The organism is Pasteuria ramosa (assembly GCF_056496785.1).
This window is the reverse complement of sequence record NZ_CP143099.1, coordinates 1,710,111-1,726,336: the sequence shown is the minus strand read 5'-3', so window position 1 is coordinate 1,726,336 and position 16,226 is coordinate 1,710,111. Positions and strand designations below refer to the sequence as shown.

Annotated in this window: 15 protein-coding genes; 6 read left to right on the top strand and 9 right to left on the bottom strand. The window is 30.8% G+C overall.

Annotation, left to right across the window (positions count from 1 at the left end):
• The first annotated feature begins 2,209 nt into the window (after window positions 1-2,209).
• Entirely contained in the window at window positions 2,210-2,929 is a 720-nt protein-coding gene (locus VS182_RS07270) for a metal-dependent hydrolase (protein WP_479492577.1), read from the top strand.
• Window positions 2,930-2,984: 55 nt separating this feature from the next.
• On the opposite strand, the gene VS182_RS07265 is transcribed toward VS182_RS07270, so the two are convergent.
• The 5 genes from VS182_RS07265 to VS182_RS07245 all read right to left on the bottom strand — a co-directional run bounded on the left by VS182_RS07265 (window position 2,985) and on the right by VS182_RS07245 (window position 6,345).
• Window positions 2,985-3,203: a YtzJ family protein gene (locus VS182_RS07265; RefSeq protein ID WP_479484485.1), complete on the bottom strand. Its 219-nt coding sequence runs from the start codon at window positions 3,201-3,203 to the stop codon at window positions 2,985-2,987.
• 29 nt (window positions 3,204-3,232) lie between these two features.
• Window positions 3,233-3,760, bottom strand: a complete 528-nt coding sequence (locus VS182_RS07260; RefSeq protein WP_479484484.1) for a hypothetical protein — start codon at window positions 3,758-3,760, stop codon at window positions 3,233-3,235.
• A gap of 1 nt (window position 3,761) precedes the next feature.
• The gene (locus VS182_RS07255) at window positions 3,762-4,091 is read right to left on the bottom strand and encodes a YtrH family sporulation protein (RefSeq protein WP_479484483.1); all 330 of its coding nucleotides are present in this window, start codon (window positions 4,089-4,091) and stop codon (window positions 3,762-3,764) included.
• A 617-nt stretch (window positions 4,092-4,708) separates the two neighbouring features.
• On the bottom strand, window positions 4,709-5,050 hold the full coding sequence (locus VS182_RS07250) for a DUF1360 domain-containing protein (protein ID WP_479484482.1): 342 nt from the start codon (window positions 5,048-5,050) through the stop codon (window positions 4,709-4,711).
• Window positions 5,047-6,345, bottom strand: coding sequence for a hypothetical protein (locus tag VS182_RS07245; protein ID WP_479492576.1), 1,299 nt, complete (start codon window positions 6,343-6,345; stop codon window positions 5,047-5,049). The genes VS182_RS07250 and VS182_RS07245 overlap by 4 nt, the downstream gene beginning before the upstream one ends.
• 373 nt (window positions 6,346-6,718) lie before the next feature.
• On the opposite strand from VS182_RS07245, the gene VS182_RS07240 reads away from it, so the two are divergent.
• The 5 genes from VS182_RS07240 (at window position 6,719) to VS182_RS07220 (ending at window position 12,046) form a co-directional block, all read left to right on the top strand.
• Window positions 6,719-8,053 carry a BMQ_0737 family morphogenetic spore coat protein gene (locus VS182_RS07240; protein WP_479492575.1) on the top strand — a complete coding sequence of 445 codons (1,335 nt, stop codon included), beginning with the start codon at window positions 6,719-6,721 and terminating at the stop codon, window positions 8,051-8,053.
• 381 nt (window positions 8,054-8,434) lie between these two features.
• Window positions 8,435-9,736, top strand: coding sequence for a 3-phosphoshikimate 1-carboxyvinyltransferase (gene aroA, locus VS182_RS07235; RefSeq protein WP_479488695.1), 1,302 nt, complete (start codon window positions 8,435-8,437; stop codon window positions 9,734-9,736).
• Between the two features lie 263 nt (window positions 9,737-9,999).
• A complete protein-coding gene (locus VS182_RS07230) occupies window positions 10,000-10,497 on the top strand; it encodes a Rieske (2Fe-2S) protein (protein WP_479488414.1) in 498 nt (165 codons plus the stop codon).
• A gap of 49 nt (window positions 10,498-10,546) precedes the next feature.
• On the top strand, window positions 10,547-11,218 hold the full coding sequence (gene qcrB, locus VS182_RS07225) for a menaquinol-cytochrome c reductase cytochrome b subunit (RefSeq protein ID WP_479484477.1): 672 nt from the start codon (window positions 10,547-10,549) through the stop codon (window positions 11,216-11,218).
• A gap of 21 nt (window positions 11,219-11,239) precedes the next feature.
• A complete protein-coding gene (locus tag VS182_RS07220) occupies window positions 11,240-12,046 on the top strand; it encodes a c-type cytochrome (protein ID WP_479484476.1) in 807 nt (268 codons plus the stop codon).
• 69 nt (window positions 12,047-12,115) lie between these two features.
• Here the strand turns inward: VS182_RS07220 and VS182_RS07215 are convergent, their stop codons facing one another.
• The 4 genes from VS182_RS07215 to VS182_RS07200 all read right to left on the bottom strand — a co-directional run bounded on the left by VS182_RS07215 (window position 12,116) and on the right by VS182_RS07200 (window position 16,058).
• Window positions 12,116-12,955: a YitT family protein gene (locus VS182_RS07215; protein WP_479484475.1), complete on the bottom strand. Its 840-nt coding sequence runs from the start codon at window positions 12,953-12,955 to the stop codon at window positions 12,116-12,118.
• Window positions 12,956-13,229: 274 nt separating this feature from the next.
• On the bottom strand, window positions 13,230-14,051 hold the full coding sequence (locus tag VS182_RS07210) for a YitT family protein (protein ID WP_479492574.1): 822 nt from the start codon (window positions 14,049-14,051) through the stop codon (window positions 13,230-13,232).
• 184 nt (window positions 14,052-14,235) lie between these two features.
• Window positions 14,236-14,967: a YitT family protein gene (locus VS182_RS07205; RefSeq protein ID WP_479492573.1), complete on the bottom strand. Its 732-nt coding sequence runs from the start codon at window positions 14,965-14,967 to the stop codon at window positions 14,236-14,238.
• Between the two features lie 104 nt (window positions 14,968-15,071).
• The gene (locus VS182_RS07200; RefSeq protein WP_479484473.1) at window positions 15,072-16,058 is read right to left on the bottom strand and encodes a YitT family protein; all 987 of its coding nucleotides are present in this window, start codon (window positions 16,056-16,058) and stop codon (window positions 15,072-15,074) included.
• Between the last annotated feature and the right edge of the window lie 168 nt (window positions 16,059-16,226).

Below are 16,226 nucleotides of genomic sequence, written 5' to 3'. Positions count from 1 at the left end.
TAATTTTTTATGGACATGCTCTTTATATAACATTAATTATTTACTGCACATCTCCACAAAAGAGTCTGAAAATGAAAATAGTTAATTATAATATTTTATTATACAGTTATTATATATTAATTATAAGCATTATTATATTCGGTTAATTATATTAAAAATTTTATTCTAAAAATATAACTAAGATTTATAAATGACAATATATATAATGATTAATAATATTTTTTAATTAGACTTGTTGCAAAACAGATATTATAGAAGGATTCGCTATATTCAAAGTGCATATTTTGGTCTAAAAGCTATAATAGAGACTTTTTGCTATGTTTAAAATTGGTCTTTAATATTAAAGTATCAAAAAATATAAGCTAATTCTTAAATTTAGATTTTCTTAGATATAAATAAGTCCGATATTGATGTTTTGACCATCGAAGATGACCATATTTTTATGGAAGAAATCTTAATAACATTAAAATAAATAAGAATAACTTCATTGCTGATAAAATTAAGCTTACCTTAATATACATAAATATGATACTTTTTTTTAAATGGTAACAAACGCTTTATCTTGTTTTGTTATACACTTTAAAAATGTTTTGATTTGTTTTTTTGTACCTAAAGGATAAATAATAATATCTGTTTTTAATTCGCCTAGAAAATTAAATCCTTTTTTAAGCTTTTTTCGATTATCTTTTTTGAAGTATACCAAGAAAATATGCTTTCTGACCAGGCTCACTAGATATGATATTGCAAGCAATACCCATTTTATTTCTTTTTTTTATCAGCACGTTTAACTTCTATAGCATATCTTAAATCATCTGTATTTAAGATATCTTGAAAAATAGAATTTCCTTATAAACTTTTTTAGCTAAATTAGAATAATTATAAACCGCTTGCTTTTATAGCTTATTTAGCTGATGTCCTTGTTTTATGATATACAGTATCGTCAATGATTAGAAAGTAAGGTTTATTAGCTGGCCGGATAATTTCTTCATAAGAAACCTCTTTTATGGCTTCGCTCAGTATTTTTGCATCCTATTTTGATATGGCTTATCTTTAGACGGCATCTATTATAAAAGTTTTTTTATGAATATCCGTGAAATTTTTGACACAACATACCAGCCATAATCTGAAAAATATGATTAAAAACAGATGCATTAAATTGGGATATTAACCCCAATTTATTACAAAATTTAACCAAATGATATTTATTAACCTACAATTAATAGACATGCTTTATCCTCTTTTTGTATTTTTGATAACACTTACATTCTACAAATGGGATAGAGGAATGTTTATTTTTTTTGTAAAATTTTAAAATATAATAATTGGCATTTTTTTGCTTTTTTGCATTTGCAGGATTTAATTTAAACACAAAAATAACTATTAGCATAGCTTTTAGTGCATGCGGTTATTAAACTCTTTTCACTTGTATTTTTTGCTAAAGCTACAAAGTTTTACTTTATTCTTTGTCAAAGCCACGTATTTAATTATCAGCAAGAGCGATTTTGTTAAGTGATGCTGATTTTTTGTTTTTACACCATTATTGCTTATATGTAATAATATTTTATCTAAAAAAATAAATATAATATTTTCACGTAAGGCATAAAAGAAGTATCCTAAAGTTTCGGCTATCGATATGTAATTGGGGGAAAGATTTATATAGGGGCTAAAAATGTTTAAGCTTTTTGTTAATATTTATCATAATAAACCAAAAAATTCTTGTAGCAATTAAATTTAGGCGGAGTAATTTCATTTATCTTTAATTAATTTTGAACAATCTAAATAAATTAAAATATAAAACTCTGGATAATTTATGCAAATATTAGCAAGGTGGAATAAATATAATTTTAGACATTTTTAGAATTTTAATATATTAATCTAACATTAAAGGAACATAAGCGAAATTTAAAGCGATGAAAACATGCTGTTGTTTTTATGTGTATATTTTTCATATAATATACACATAAAAATTGTTATGAGCATTGTTTTTAGGAAGCTTTATTAGCCCTCTAGTCATTGTTTGCGATCAAGTTTACTTTTGCTAGATTTTATCTAGATTGAATAATTATTTTTATCTTTTTTGGATAATTTTGCTAATTAATTTATTGATGTTTAGATTACTTAATTTTACAGATATTTTATAATGTATTATTCATATAATATGATCAGAAGTGTTTTGTTTTTTATCTTACGTGTTAGGGGGCTTTTTATTATGGATAATGATAAAAATATACAGGTGATGTTTTATGGTCATGCCTGTTTTGGTATTACTTATGGTGAACATAGGATTATTATTGATCCCTATATCTTAGATAATCCATCAGTTAAACATGATTTGGATGACATTGTTGTTGATTGGATTTTGGTTACGCATGCACATCATGATCATTTCGGAGATGCTATTGCTCTAGCTAAAAAAAATGACGCTACAATTATTGCTAATTATGAATTGTCAAAATGGTGTAATTGGCAGGGTGTTGAAAAAACACATACTATGTATTCAGGTGGTAAATTTGAGTTTCCTTTTGGTACTGTGCATATGACGCCTGCAATTCATGGTAGTGGGTTAGAAATCACGGAGGAGAAGTACTTTGCTTCTGGCGGTAATGCAGCTGGTTTTTTATTGCAGCTAGGTAATTTTACGTTGTATCATGCTGGTGATACAGCCTTGTTTAGCGATATGCGTTTGATCGGGAAGGGGCGGCCTATAGATATTGCTATTTTACCCATAGGTGATAACGTTACTATGGGTCCTGATGAGGCTGTCTTGGCTGCAGAATTTCTTGATGCTCGTAAGGTTATACCATGCCATTATGATACCTGGGATGAGATTAAACAGGATCCTGAGGTTTTTAAACAAAAATTAGAGAAAAAAGGTATAAAGGCGTTGATGTTATCAGCTGGTGATGTTCATGTTTTTCACGGCAGTTGATATAACAAAAAAACCTGCGATAACCTCCATAAAGATGGGGATTTTTCGTAGGTTTTTAATTAGAAATGGGCACATTTTGGTTATCAGTCTCCTTGTGTGGTTCTGGTATAAACCAACAACCTAGCGTTGTTCGGTCAATATGAACTTTCAAATCCATTGATGCTAATTCTTTTTCAATACACTCCGCTACTTCGGTTGATTCTGTAAAAGCAGAATATCCTTTTTTTATTAGATCGATATTAGCTTTAGCGATCCTTTTGCGATTTATTATCATGCCAATATTCTCCTTCCCAAAAACGCATATTAATTATTTAAATAATTATTTAAAATTTCTTTGGGCATCTCTTCTATTTTAACCCATATTTTAAGTGTTGATTGATAGAAAACAGCATAGTGGAGTTTAGCTTGTAACCGTTTGCTTGTTATTTCATCAATGTTTAAGGGTTCTTGTTCAATTAAAATATCTATTAAATCAGGATATTGATTGATAAAACGAAATGATTTGTTAACAAGCGATATTAATTTTTGGCTTAATTTTGTTTTTATGATTTCGGAAGCGATGATATTTGAAGATAAAATTTCAACATCAATATTCTGAATTTTATCTTCCTCGACTTTTTTAAAAACGCCATGCTTTTGTAAGCGAGATATTTTATATTGTAAATTATGAATCTCCTTATCTTTTTGATTCAAAGCATAATAAGTGTTGCCTATTTCAACCTTAAGATGCTGGATTTTCATGCCATTTATAATGAGAAAAAAGATACTACCACTTAATAAGCCAAGCACAAATATGGCATATAGTCGCTTTTGCTTCACATAAGAGGACAACTTAACCTTCCTCCTGAATGAGCCAACTAATAACTAATGTACCTAATTGTGCACCCATAAAAGCGCATAAAATGCAAACAATTTGTTGAAATGCTTGGTATAACTGACCACCTAGGATAGTTATTTCTAAACTCTTTATACGATCAATTGTACCACCAATTGCTGCTACCATGGCCCAAATTTTAAGTTGATCAGAAATTTTCAACATACGATACATTGGTTGGGTATCGAGCAAAAAAGCAGCTAATCCACCTAATAATGTTCCGCCTAAAACAACACCAAATGCAACCGTAAAATCTAAAGTAGCTGTGGTGATGAAACGTTCTTCCATAGCTATCTTTCCCCCTGCTAAGTTTGCTCTTTGTTTGCGTATGACGCAAGGGGCTTGTTTATTATATATGCACTAAAAAAATAAATAATTATTTATTTTTTGCTTTTTATCTAGATTGTTGTTAGGCGATATCAGGTAATTGTTTTTTCGTTTTCAATTTCAGTAATCATTTTTTTATATTATAATAATGCTTGTTTATTAAAAACTAATTATTTGATAGCATATATATTTCATTTTATTAATTTGTCCATTGCATTAACTTATCCCAGGATATGACTTTATTTTAACATTCCCTGCATAAATAAGCAATTTCTTTTTAATTTGTAGGTGATTAAAGGCAATTTCTGTTTTATTAGATTTTTTTATAATTTTTAACCATGTTTTATTTTTAATTAGTTTTTAATATATTATAAAATTAAAATAAAATTGATAATATAATTCATAATAAGGAAAAATAAATTTCACAAAAAGTAGCTTAAATTAAATTTTTTATGATCTTTTTTTATTCAAAATAATTTTTTTATTTTATGATAATATCACTTATTTTTGTGAAGATATTTTAAGATATTTTATTTTGTTATTTTTTATTTTGTTATTTTTTTTCTTCATTCATTCATTTATTCATTTAGCTTGGTTTCAAGCCAACTAGAAAGACCGGCTACAGCAAAAATAGTCCAAATTAATTGGATGCCTGGACAAGATATTCCTATGCTGACCACGGCCACAGCGACCCAAAAACCAGTGCACCAATGACAGCTGAGTAGTTTACCAAAAAAACGGCGTATTTTTTGACCTTTATACTCAATTTTTGTTTCCTTTGCTCCTGTTACAGGATTGATACTATCTACAAAATCAAAAAATAGTTTTCGTAATGGTAATGTGATGGTATCAAATACTAATAAGTGGGTTATGCGAAATGTTGCGCCGATCCAAATAATAAAGTTTAAATTTTCGCTCATGTTGTTACCTCAGCATAAGTGATTTTTGTTTCTAAAATGATAGGCTCATGATTTTCTGAGATAGCTTGTATGATCAATGGTATGGTTTTAGATGTTTTATTTTTTAGTACAATACTTATTTGTAAAAGGGGTGTTTTTAAATTTGTAAAAGGTTTTAATGCTTCGGAAGGTTCTTTTTTTAACCATACACCTTGGTTGTAAGGTGTATTTTCTCTTTCTTGGGCTGTTACATAGGTCCAATTATTGACTTTATTGATAATTTTATTAGCAGGAGTTATAGCGCCTGATATACGAAAATGTTCTGCTTCAGTGCAAAAGATACCTAAGGTTAGTTCTTTAAAGGTTTTATTTGTGACATTATTACATAATAAATAACCTGCTATTTTATACTCTTCTGATAACTGGATTAGAGGATTAAAGAAACATTTTAAAATTGGTTTATTATAATCTATATTTTGCCATTTTTTTAAATGATCTTCTATATGAGGTTCTTCTTGACAATGAAAAGGTTGTGGTGACATTAAGTCTGTTTCTTGTTGTGTAGAAATTAGGCCAACAGAAAAGAGCAGAGCCAATTTTTCAATTAATGCAGAGGGTGTATTGTTAATAAAATTCGTTTTTTGCTGAACCATCATATTCTCAGGGCATAATATAGATATATCCAGACAAGGACCTTCATTGACTAAGATAAGTTCAATCTTATAATTTTGATCAACAAATACACGACGAATCTTTTCTGCCCATATAAGAGCTTTTTTAACATATAAAATTTTTATTTCAATTTTATTGCCCAGATTATTATTTTGGCTTGTTTTTATATCTAGCTTTGCATTTATTATGTTATTGTGATTATGTGCATTTTTTATTATATCTGTTGAGATATCTGTTGGGATATCTGTTGAGATATCTGTTGAGATATCTGTTGAGATATCTGTTGAGATATCTGTTGAGATATCTGTTGAGATATCTGTTGAGATATCTGTTGAGATATCTGTTGGGATATCTGTTGAGATATCTGTTGAGATATCTGTTGAGATATCTGTTGAGATATCTGTTGAGATATCTGTTGAGATATCTGTTGAGATATCTGTTGATTGATTTATTATTTCTAGTTTAAAAGAAGATTCTTCTAAGAAAATTCTTAGGCAATCAATGAATATTTTTTCATTTTTTTTAATTGGTTTATCTAAATAGATTTTGGTTATTGTTTTTGTATAGAAACACAAATTTCGTTCTTTATGGTCCCAATTAGGTTTTAAGTTTTTTTTAAGCAGATAACTATAAAACCAAGGCATTAGCGTTGGTTTTAGGAACCCGCAAAAGTTTTGATTTTTATAAATTGCATAGGGGTATTTATGTAATTTAGGCAATTTGTTCATTCACTTCTTTCTTGGAATTTTATCATGCTATTTTTAGCTTTGGTTTATATTTCTGAGTGGTATATTTTGTTTTTATTTTATTTTTGATTTTTTTATTTTTTTATATTTAAATAATTAATAATTTTTATTTAGTAATTTTTATTTAATAACTTTTATTTTTATAAATAATTTTTATAATAAATTAATTGTGACTTCATAGCTCTTTTGCAACAATTTCTTTCTTGTACATATATTAGGATTATAAAGGTTTTTAAGTAATAATTACTATAAATTATGAAGGAGTTGTATTATGTCTGGAGCTAGATTCTGGCAAAGTCCCTGTCAAAGTAGGTCGAATGGTGATAAAGAAAAATGTGGTTATCATTTTTCTAATTTAGATTCTAATAGTGTTCGTGAAGAATGTATATGTGTTTCTAAAGTTTATGATTGGGTTTTGGTATCTAATGATAAAAGAAACAAGCTTGATATACCTGAACCTTTAGCAACAGAAGTTAAAAATATTTTGTTACAAGGTATTCCGGTTCGTACGGAAGTAATAACACCTCGTGTGCCATCTCTTTTTCCGATACATTGTGGTGTTCCTGCATCGTTACAAAATATTAATTGCTCTATTATTCCTCCGATTCGACGGGTCAAGATACCGAGTCCAGTTAACGGTAGTTTAATCGATGTTTCCTTGGTGCGTTTTATTTTTATAATTAATATTACGGTTGTCTTGTATCGTGAAGACACAAATGTAGAAATCGGTCGTTTTGATGCTGCTATTCAACTTGATGATGATATTGTATTATGCTTACCTGAACCGCTTAATGCAGAGAATATACGTTGTCGGATTGTTGAATTATGTATTATTCCTTCAGGGATTATTTTTGAGAATGCTGTGGAGATCAATGTATGCTTATGCCAGGAAATACAGGTAGAGGCTGATGTTAAATTAGAAGTTTTAGCACGTTTTAGTCATCCTCGTGCACCTATTCATAAACCTAATTATGCGACCGTGAATACTTGTATTCCAGAGATTAGTTTCCCGCAACCTTGTGCTGATATTTTTCCTGGTGGAAGTTGTGATTGTCAGGGTTTAATCAATTCAACTGATGAAAATGTTTTAGTTCAATTGCCTAATGGACAGCTCGGTAGTGGTGTTGCTTGTCTAAATGCCGAGATATGTAATAATTGTAATCCTGTATCTACAAATATTCTTTTCCGTTTTACTGATAGTAACAGGGATCCTGATTTAAATAAGAATTTTGTTTTTGAATCACAGATGATGAGTGCTTTAGGTTGTTTTGATACTTTAGATCAGATTAATAATTATATTGATACCTTAGATTTATCTGCTGAATTGCGAAATATTTTGACAGTTATTAATCCTAATAGTATAGCTGTTGCAATTCAAGGAAAAGGTTCTATATCTCCTAATTTAGGCGGGTCTTCATCACACTTGCATTATAAACTAGTGCTTATTGATAATGCTAAACCTATACCACCTACAATTACACCTGTGCGTTCTGTTTATATTTTTATTATTAATGATGGTGTTCGTGATATTTTTTCTACATTAGTAAATGTTCCTAGTATGAGCTTAGAGGTACGTGTGTGTAAACAATTCCCTACTCCGGAGTAATGATAAACCATAAATTTATTATCATTTTAGGAAATATTTTCATATTAATTAATTTATAAAATAGTTTAAATAGATTTATTTTATTAATTTACATAAGATTTAATTAAAAATCATCTTTTCTGTAATATATGTTTTTTATGGTATGATACTGAATGCGGATAGTAAAAATATTTTCATGTTATATATTTAAAGATTATTTTTTGATGTATCATTTTTAGATCATCTTATATCCGAAACTTATTATTGGTATGATTTTTTTATACTTGTTATTGTATAATTTAAATTAGCTATAATGAGTTTTTTGTTATTTTTTTTAGTTATTGCTTTTAGTTATTGCTTTTAGTTATTTTTTTTAGTTATTGCTTTTAATTATGTAAGGGGGTGGATATTATTGAAGAAAAAATAACTTCCCTTCGTGCTTTTCAAGCTGAATGTACGGTACCAGGTGATAAGTCGATAGCGCATCGGGTGTTGTTTTTAGGGGCACTTGCTCATGGGGTAACTAAAGTAATTAATTTGCCTCAGGGTAAGGATGTTTTAGCGACGATAGATTGTTTAAAACAGTTAGGGGTTATTATTTATCCTGTTGATGGTACAAGCTTTTTGATACATGGAAAGGGTGGATTATCATCATTTCGTGCTAAGCATATAGAGCTGGATGCACAAAATTCTGGGACGACAGCGCGTTTGCTTTTAGGTTTATTAGCTGGGAGTTCTTTGACGATTTCTTTGGTTGGTGATGCTTCTTTATCTCGGCGTCCGATGGTTGATGTTGTGCGTTTATTACAGTTTCTTGGTGCTTTTATTACGGGACATACAGATGATTTTTATTTGCCTTTAACAATTAAGGGGAGGCAATTGCAGGGACGTCATTTGTTGATTTATGTTGCTAGTGCGCAAACGAAGAGTAGTTTACTTTTAGCGGGGTTGTATGCTAAGGGTAAGACGTCTATTGTGGAGCCATTGCCAACGCGTGATCATACAGAGAGACTCTTTCCTTTGTTTGGTGTATCATATATAAAAGATGGTTCTTGTTTTACCATCCATGGCGGACAAAAATTACGATCGGTACAGGTTACTTTGCCTGGTGATTTTTCAAGTGCTGCTTTTTTGCTTGCTGCGGCGATTGTTACACCTGGTAGTCGATTGTGTATTCATGATGTTTGTTTAAATCATTTAAGAACAGGTTTTGTTGGTGTTTTGCAGCAAATGGGTGTGGATATTAAGGTCACGGTTATGGGTATGACTTCAGGAGAACCTTTTGGACGTATTATTGTGAAGGCGCCCAATAAACCTTTAAAATGTGTTGAGATAACTTCATGTATGGTGCCTAGTTTAATTGATGAATTACCTTTGCTTGCGATTTTAGCTACGACTGCTGATGGATTAACCGTTCTTTCTGGAGCACAAACGCTTCGTTATAAAGAGGCTGATCGGATTAAGCGTACAGTGGAAAATATTAATATCTTAGGTGGTAATGCCAAAGAGACACCGGATGGTTGGATCATCAAAGGTCCAAGTCGCTTATCAGGTGTTGTGTCTAGTTTTGGTGATCATCGTATAGCGATGGCTTTTATGATTGCTGGATTAGCTTCACATACAGGCGTTACGGTTAAAGATAGTTCTGTTGTCGATGTTTCTTTTCCCCAGTTTTTGCAGCAGTTGTATCGTTGGCAGACTTAAAGCATATTTCGCTGGAAATTTATTAGCTATATACTAAGTTGAGGACATTGCAATTGATCTAATATTTTAGCTACAATGTTCTTGGGGTAAGAGTTAAATAATTTATGTGCTTAGCTTTTATGTTTAGGGTTTTCTTTGATGCTATTTAGATTTTTTCTTTAATTTTAACTTTTTCGCTTTTTGCTTTCTTTTTTGCTTTTCGCTTTATTTTTTATGATTATTGTTCGAGGGGAGGAATTGGACGGTTTGTCCAATTAATACATATGTCCCAAAATATTTCGCGAAGAAAATTTTTAACCTACATGCTTGGAGCTACAGGTGCATTTATGGCGGCTTCTGTTGGATTGCCTTTGGTTCGTTTTGCGACAGATGCTTTGGTTAAGAAGAATAAATCTGATGATGCTTATATAAATACTGGTTTGCTTGAAACGGAGATCACAGAGACGCCGATGCGTTTAAAGGTACAATTTAATCGAGATGATGCTTGGCGGTCACAAGTACCTTCGGAGAATGATGTTTTTGTTTTTATTTGTCCAAAGAAGAAAGATATTTTGGTACTTTCTCCTAAATGTACACATTTGGGTTGTTTGGTTAATTATGAAGAAGGTTTAAATCAATTCAAATGTCCGTGTCATATGGGCTTGTATGATCGGTGTGGTAAAAATATACCTGGAACGCCTCCACCTAAGCCTTTGATGTATTATCCTAATAAAGTTGAGAGTGGGCGATTATTTATCCAGATGGTTTCGAAAGATCAATAAGAAGCGCGATAGAGTTATATTTGCGTGAAGGAGGAGGTTTAAACATAAGGTGTTACAATCAATTTATCGTTGGCTAGATGAACGTCTAGATATTACACCTGTTTGGCGTGATGTAGCAGATCATGAGGTTCCGGAACATGTTAATCCTGCCCATCAATTTTCGGCTTTTGTTTATTGTTTTGGGGGATTAACATTTTTTGTAGTTATGATTCAAATTTTATCAGGGATGTTTTTGGCTTTAAGTTATGTACCTGATATTGTTAATGCAGCTCGTAGTATTAGTTATATTCAGGATAATGTAGCTATGGGGGCAATGGTGCGTGCTATGCATCATTGGGGAGCGAGTGTTTCCATTGTTATGTTGTTTTTGCATACTTTGCGTGTATTTTTTACAGGAGCGTATAAAAATCCGCGTGAGTTTAACTGGGTTGTAGGTGTTTTAATTTTATTTATTATTCTTGGTTTAGGATTTACAGGCTATCTGTTACCTTGGGATGACAAAGCATATTTTGCAACTGTTGTAGGCATTGAGATTGCTGAGTCTGTGCCATTTATTGGTGAATATATAGGTAAATTTTTAAGTGGTGGAGGAATTGTTGGGGCAGAAACTTTAAGTCGTTTTTATGCCTTGCATGTTTTTTTCTTACCTGGTGTTTTATTGGGCCTGATTGCTGCTCATTTTATTCTTATCAGGCGTCAAGGTATTTCAGGGCCTCTTTAAGCTGAGGGTAGAGAGGAGTAGATGATTATTAGTAATCATGATAATAAATCAGATCAAACATATTATGTTGGAGATTCACGTGTAAAAATAAAAGGTAAAAAGTTAATTCCGCGTGATTATGCTGATTTTCCTGGTAAGACGGAAGCTTTTTTGCCTGATTTTTTGCTTAGGGAATGGATGGTTGGTTCTGTTTTTTTAGTTGGTTTTTTAACTTTAACACTTGTAGAAACAGTTGAAGTTGGTGAAGCTGCTGATATTAACAACAGTCGTGGTTATATACCTTTTCCTGATTGGTATTTCTTATTTTTATATCAAATTTTGAAATATAAATGGGCTTCTGCTAGTTTAAAATTTTTAGGTACCGTTGTTTTACCTGGAGCTGCTTTTGGGGCACTTATGTTAGCTCCTTGGCTAGATACTAGTAAGGAACGTCGTCCTTTGAAGCGACCTATTGCATCATCTATTATGTTGCTATCTGTTATCTCGATTATTATTTTGACATACGGTTCAGTGGAAGAGCATAAGACACAGACACAGCGACCTTCTTCTTTCAAGAATGAGAAACCGGATGATTTAGATCATGAAGGTTACAAGATTTACAGTTCAACACCATGTATTTCTTGTCACGGTTCAAATTTAGAAGGAAGCAATGGCCCGTCCTTATTAGGTGCAGGGTGTCGTTTTGATAAGGCTCAATTAGAAAAAATTATTAAGTATGGTAAAGGCTTGATGCCTGGTAATATGATTCCTTACCAAAAAGGTCAACCTAATCCAAAAATAGATAAAATAGTTGATTTTCTATCTAAACAGCGTCAAGGTTGTTCGTAAAGAAAAAGCACCACAAAGCGGTTATTATAGCCGTTTTGTGTGTGGTTTTTATTTGTTTAAAGATGATAATTAACTAAAACCTTCGCCACGTACATCTCTTGCATTGTGTATAACCATGAAAGCTTTAGGATCAACAAGATCGATTAGTTCTTTTAATTTCGGGAATTCTCTTGGTGCAAAAACAATATATAGGACTTCTTTTTGATTACCTGTATATGCACCTTGTCCTTTTAGAATTGTGACACCTCGACCTATTTCTTGTGTTAATGCTTTTTTTAAGATAGTGGCTTCATTCGAGATAATAGTGGCTGTACGACATGTACGCATGCCTTCCACGATGAAGTCGATAATACGACTTACGATGATCATTTCAACTAGGGTATACATAGCTAGGCGTGGATTTATAATAAACATCGATAATAATAAAACTAATAAGTCCCATGAAATGATCACAGTACCAATAGAGATATTTTTTTTGCGATAGATGATTTGCGCAATGATATCTAAACCTCCTGTTGTACCTCCAGCGCGAAAGATCATGCCACAACCTATGCCGATAAAGGCACCTGCATACAGTGCAGATAATAAGATATCATCGCGCAAATTTATCCATTCACCGATATTTTGCGTTAGTTCTAAAATTAAACTTAAAAAAACAATTCCGATGATAGAATAACAGAATGATTTTTTACCTAATATCTTGTAACCAAAAAATAAAGGGATTAAATTAAGGATAATTAACAGATAGCTCAAGGGTAACCCTGTTGAATAATTGATCAACAAACCGATACCCGTAAAACCACCTTCTGCTAATTTAGCTGGTATGGCAAAGCCATTGATACCTATTGATATCAGTGTGGTACCTAGGAAGATGGTTACAACACTATGGAGATGGTTTCTTATGTTCATTTATTTAACCTCCTTGTCTTAAAGAGAATACCTTAATTTATATTATTTACATTTTATAATTTTGTTATCGATAAATATATTATTTAAGATCTACAAACATTTTCGGTTTGTAATAAAAATTTTAATAAAAAAATTAATTTTAGATATTTTGTAATTGTTAATTGATTTATTTTAAGATATAAAACAACAAATAAAAAAATAAAAAAATAAAAAAATAAACAAATAAACAATAAAAAATCCTTAAGTTATCTTAAAAGGATTTTTTTATTGTCTGTTATTGTTCTACAGCTTGTTTGGCTGTGAAATTTTCAGCTTTGTTAAGGAGTAATTTATTTTTTTGAATGACTATTGAAGCTTGTTGGTCAAATTGTTCAATTGTGTTTTTTATGTCATTAGTTTTTTTCTTTTTAGCGATTATATAGAAAATGGGTTTTTGTTTATTTCCATATATATCATATCCTGTGATGATTGTGATTTTATTATTAAATTTTTGATGAAGCTTATCCATAATTAAGGGCTTTTTATTGGATATAACAGTGAATGTTATTGAATTTTCTTGTTTTTCCACTAATAAATATATAAACATAGAATAAATATATATATATATTAATGTATATAAGAAATTTTTTAGGTCTAACATAATCAAGGACCAAGTTAGTACTAAGGCATCAAAAATGAAAAAGGTGTAATTTAGTTTAATACCTGTAAAATATCTTACCAGACGAGCGACGATATCACTGCCCCCGGTGTTTCCGCCCATTTTGAGAATGCTACTTATGCCTACACCCATTAATAGTCCGCCAAATATAATAGCTAGCCAAGGATCGTCTATATGCCAGGCGGTGGCTTTTTCTAAAGGTTTGGTTAAGGTTAAAGCAAGTGAAAGTAGATTTACGCCTAAGATGGTATGGAAAATCAATCGGTAGCCAAGGAATGGTATACCTATGATCACAAGTGGTATGTTTAAATAACGGATTGTATTTTCTATAGGGAGATTTGGAAAATACTCCAAGTATTTTATAATAAGTGCGATTCCGGTAAAACCACCATCACCAAATTTGGCGGGTGTAATAAAAAGATTTAAACTTATGGCCATGAGCATGCAACCCAAGAATATGATGCTGAAATATCTTACTATGTATAACCATTGTTCTGGATTTTTTAATTTTTGCAAATCCTTTTTTAGGAGCAGTAATTCGTTTTTGAAATAAGCTTTTTTTGTATTTGGAGACGTATTTTTTTGCTTAGCGATATTTATTATTTTAAATCACTCCTTTACGTCAAGGATTTGGTTGAGTTTTTTTAATATTTATTAATAAATTTACCTTGCTTTTTATAATTAACCTTATAACAATTGAGTAAATAAAGACGTGTACAAGTGTATACATGCCTATTTGAAATTTTAGAAAATATAAAGAAGTGAGAATTACACAAGTATCAAATACTAGGATAGTGTGGCTAAGTTTAATCTTTGTAAAATGGTAGTTCAATAGGGCTATGATATCTGTTCCGCCTGTATTACTGCCCATTTTTAAGACGGTCCCTACGCCTAAACCGATTAAGATACCGCCATATATGACTGATAACCAAGGATCATTAGGATGATACGCGGTTAAGTTTTTAAGGGGTTCTGCGATATTTAGACCTAATTTTAAAATATACAAACCGACGATGGCGTTTAGGACAAATTTTCGGCCTAAAATAGGGAATCCAAGGATGATAAAGGGTAAGTTTAGTAATAGTGTTGTTTTTCCGATATCAAAGCCTAAATTATAGTGTAATAAGATTGAGATACCAGTAAAGCCGCTGTTGCCTAATTTAGCTGGTATAGCGAAAAAATATACACCGATACCTGTAATGATACAAGAAAGGAAGATGATAAATAAATAATTAATTAAATAATACCATGTTTTTTTATATTTTAGTTTTTTAATATCATCAACCAAACCAGACCATTCTTTAATTAAAAGTTGTTTTAATTTAATTTGGTTTTTATTTATCAGTTTTATCATTTCCTTTGGTATTTTTTCATGATAATCAATTGCTTAAGTGTTAAATTTAAGAATATTGAAAATAAAAAAACTCTTCTAAATGATTTTAAGAAGAGATTTTTAAATTAAGCCGTTGATTTTTTCAAGATTTCTTTATTATCCTTATTTTCGATGGTAAAACCATTTCCTGATATTTCATCAGCGTTTTGTATAACTATAAATGCTTTATTATCAATTTTTTGAATAATATTTTGCAATATATGCAATTCTTTTTTTAAAACGCATATATACAATACTTCTTTATCATCTTCTGTGTAGCCGCCTTGCCCTTTTAAGACGGTAGTTCCTCTATGCAGTTTTTGTTGAATATTTGCTATAATTTCGCGTGATTTATGCGATATAACGGTTACGGTTTGTGATTTATTATTTCTTTCAAGGATTAGACGTATAACAGTAGTATAAGTCATGATACTTATAAGTGTATATAAAACTTTTTCGGCACCAAGTATTTTCCAAGAAGCTAAAATAACGCTGGAATCGAAAATCATAATTGTGGTGCCGAGCTTCATTTTTGTAAAATATCGATTTATTAGTGCTACTAAATCGACACCACCTGTATTTCCGCCTATTTTTAATGCCATACCTGCACCTAAACCTAAGATGACACCACCATAAATTAAAGATAACCAAATATCTTGAACGTGATATGCTTTCCATAAAGCCATCGGACTTGTTATCCACAGGGCTAACTTTAGCATACCTACACCAACGGTTGAATGGATAACAAAACGACGTCCTAAGATAGGAAAACCAAGAATAATGAATGGTAAGTTCATCAAGAGGGCTGTTGTTCCTATATCCCAACCTAAGACGTAACGTAATAATAAGGAAACACCGGTAAAACCACTTGTCCCAAGTTTTGCTGGTTCAAGAAAAAATTGTGCTGCAATACCAACCAAGATACAAGAAAGGAAAATGATTGAGAGATATTGCGCAATACTTATCCATGTTTTGAAGTTTTTGAGCTGTTGAAGATCGCTCTTTAATCCTTCGAATTCAGTATGCATTCTCTCTTTTAAGATGATCGATTTTTTACTTTCTATATTTTGCATAATTCAATCATTCTCCTTTTAGTACTTACCTTTTCATAAACCTCTTTCCATTTATGTTTAAATGTTATTAAAAGTACTCATTTATTACTTATATCGGCAAATTATAACTATTTTTAGCTTTAATGTCAATATTTAGATATAATAATATTTATATGTGTTTTTTAATGA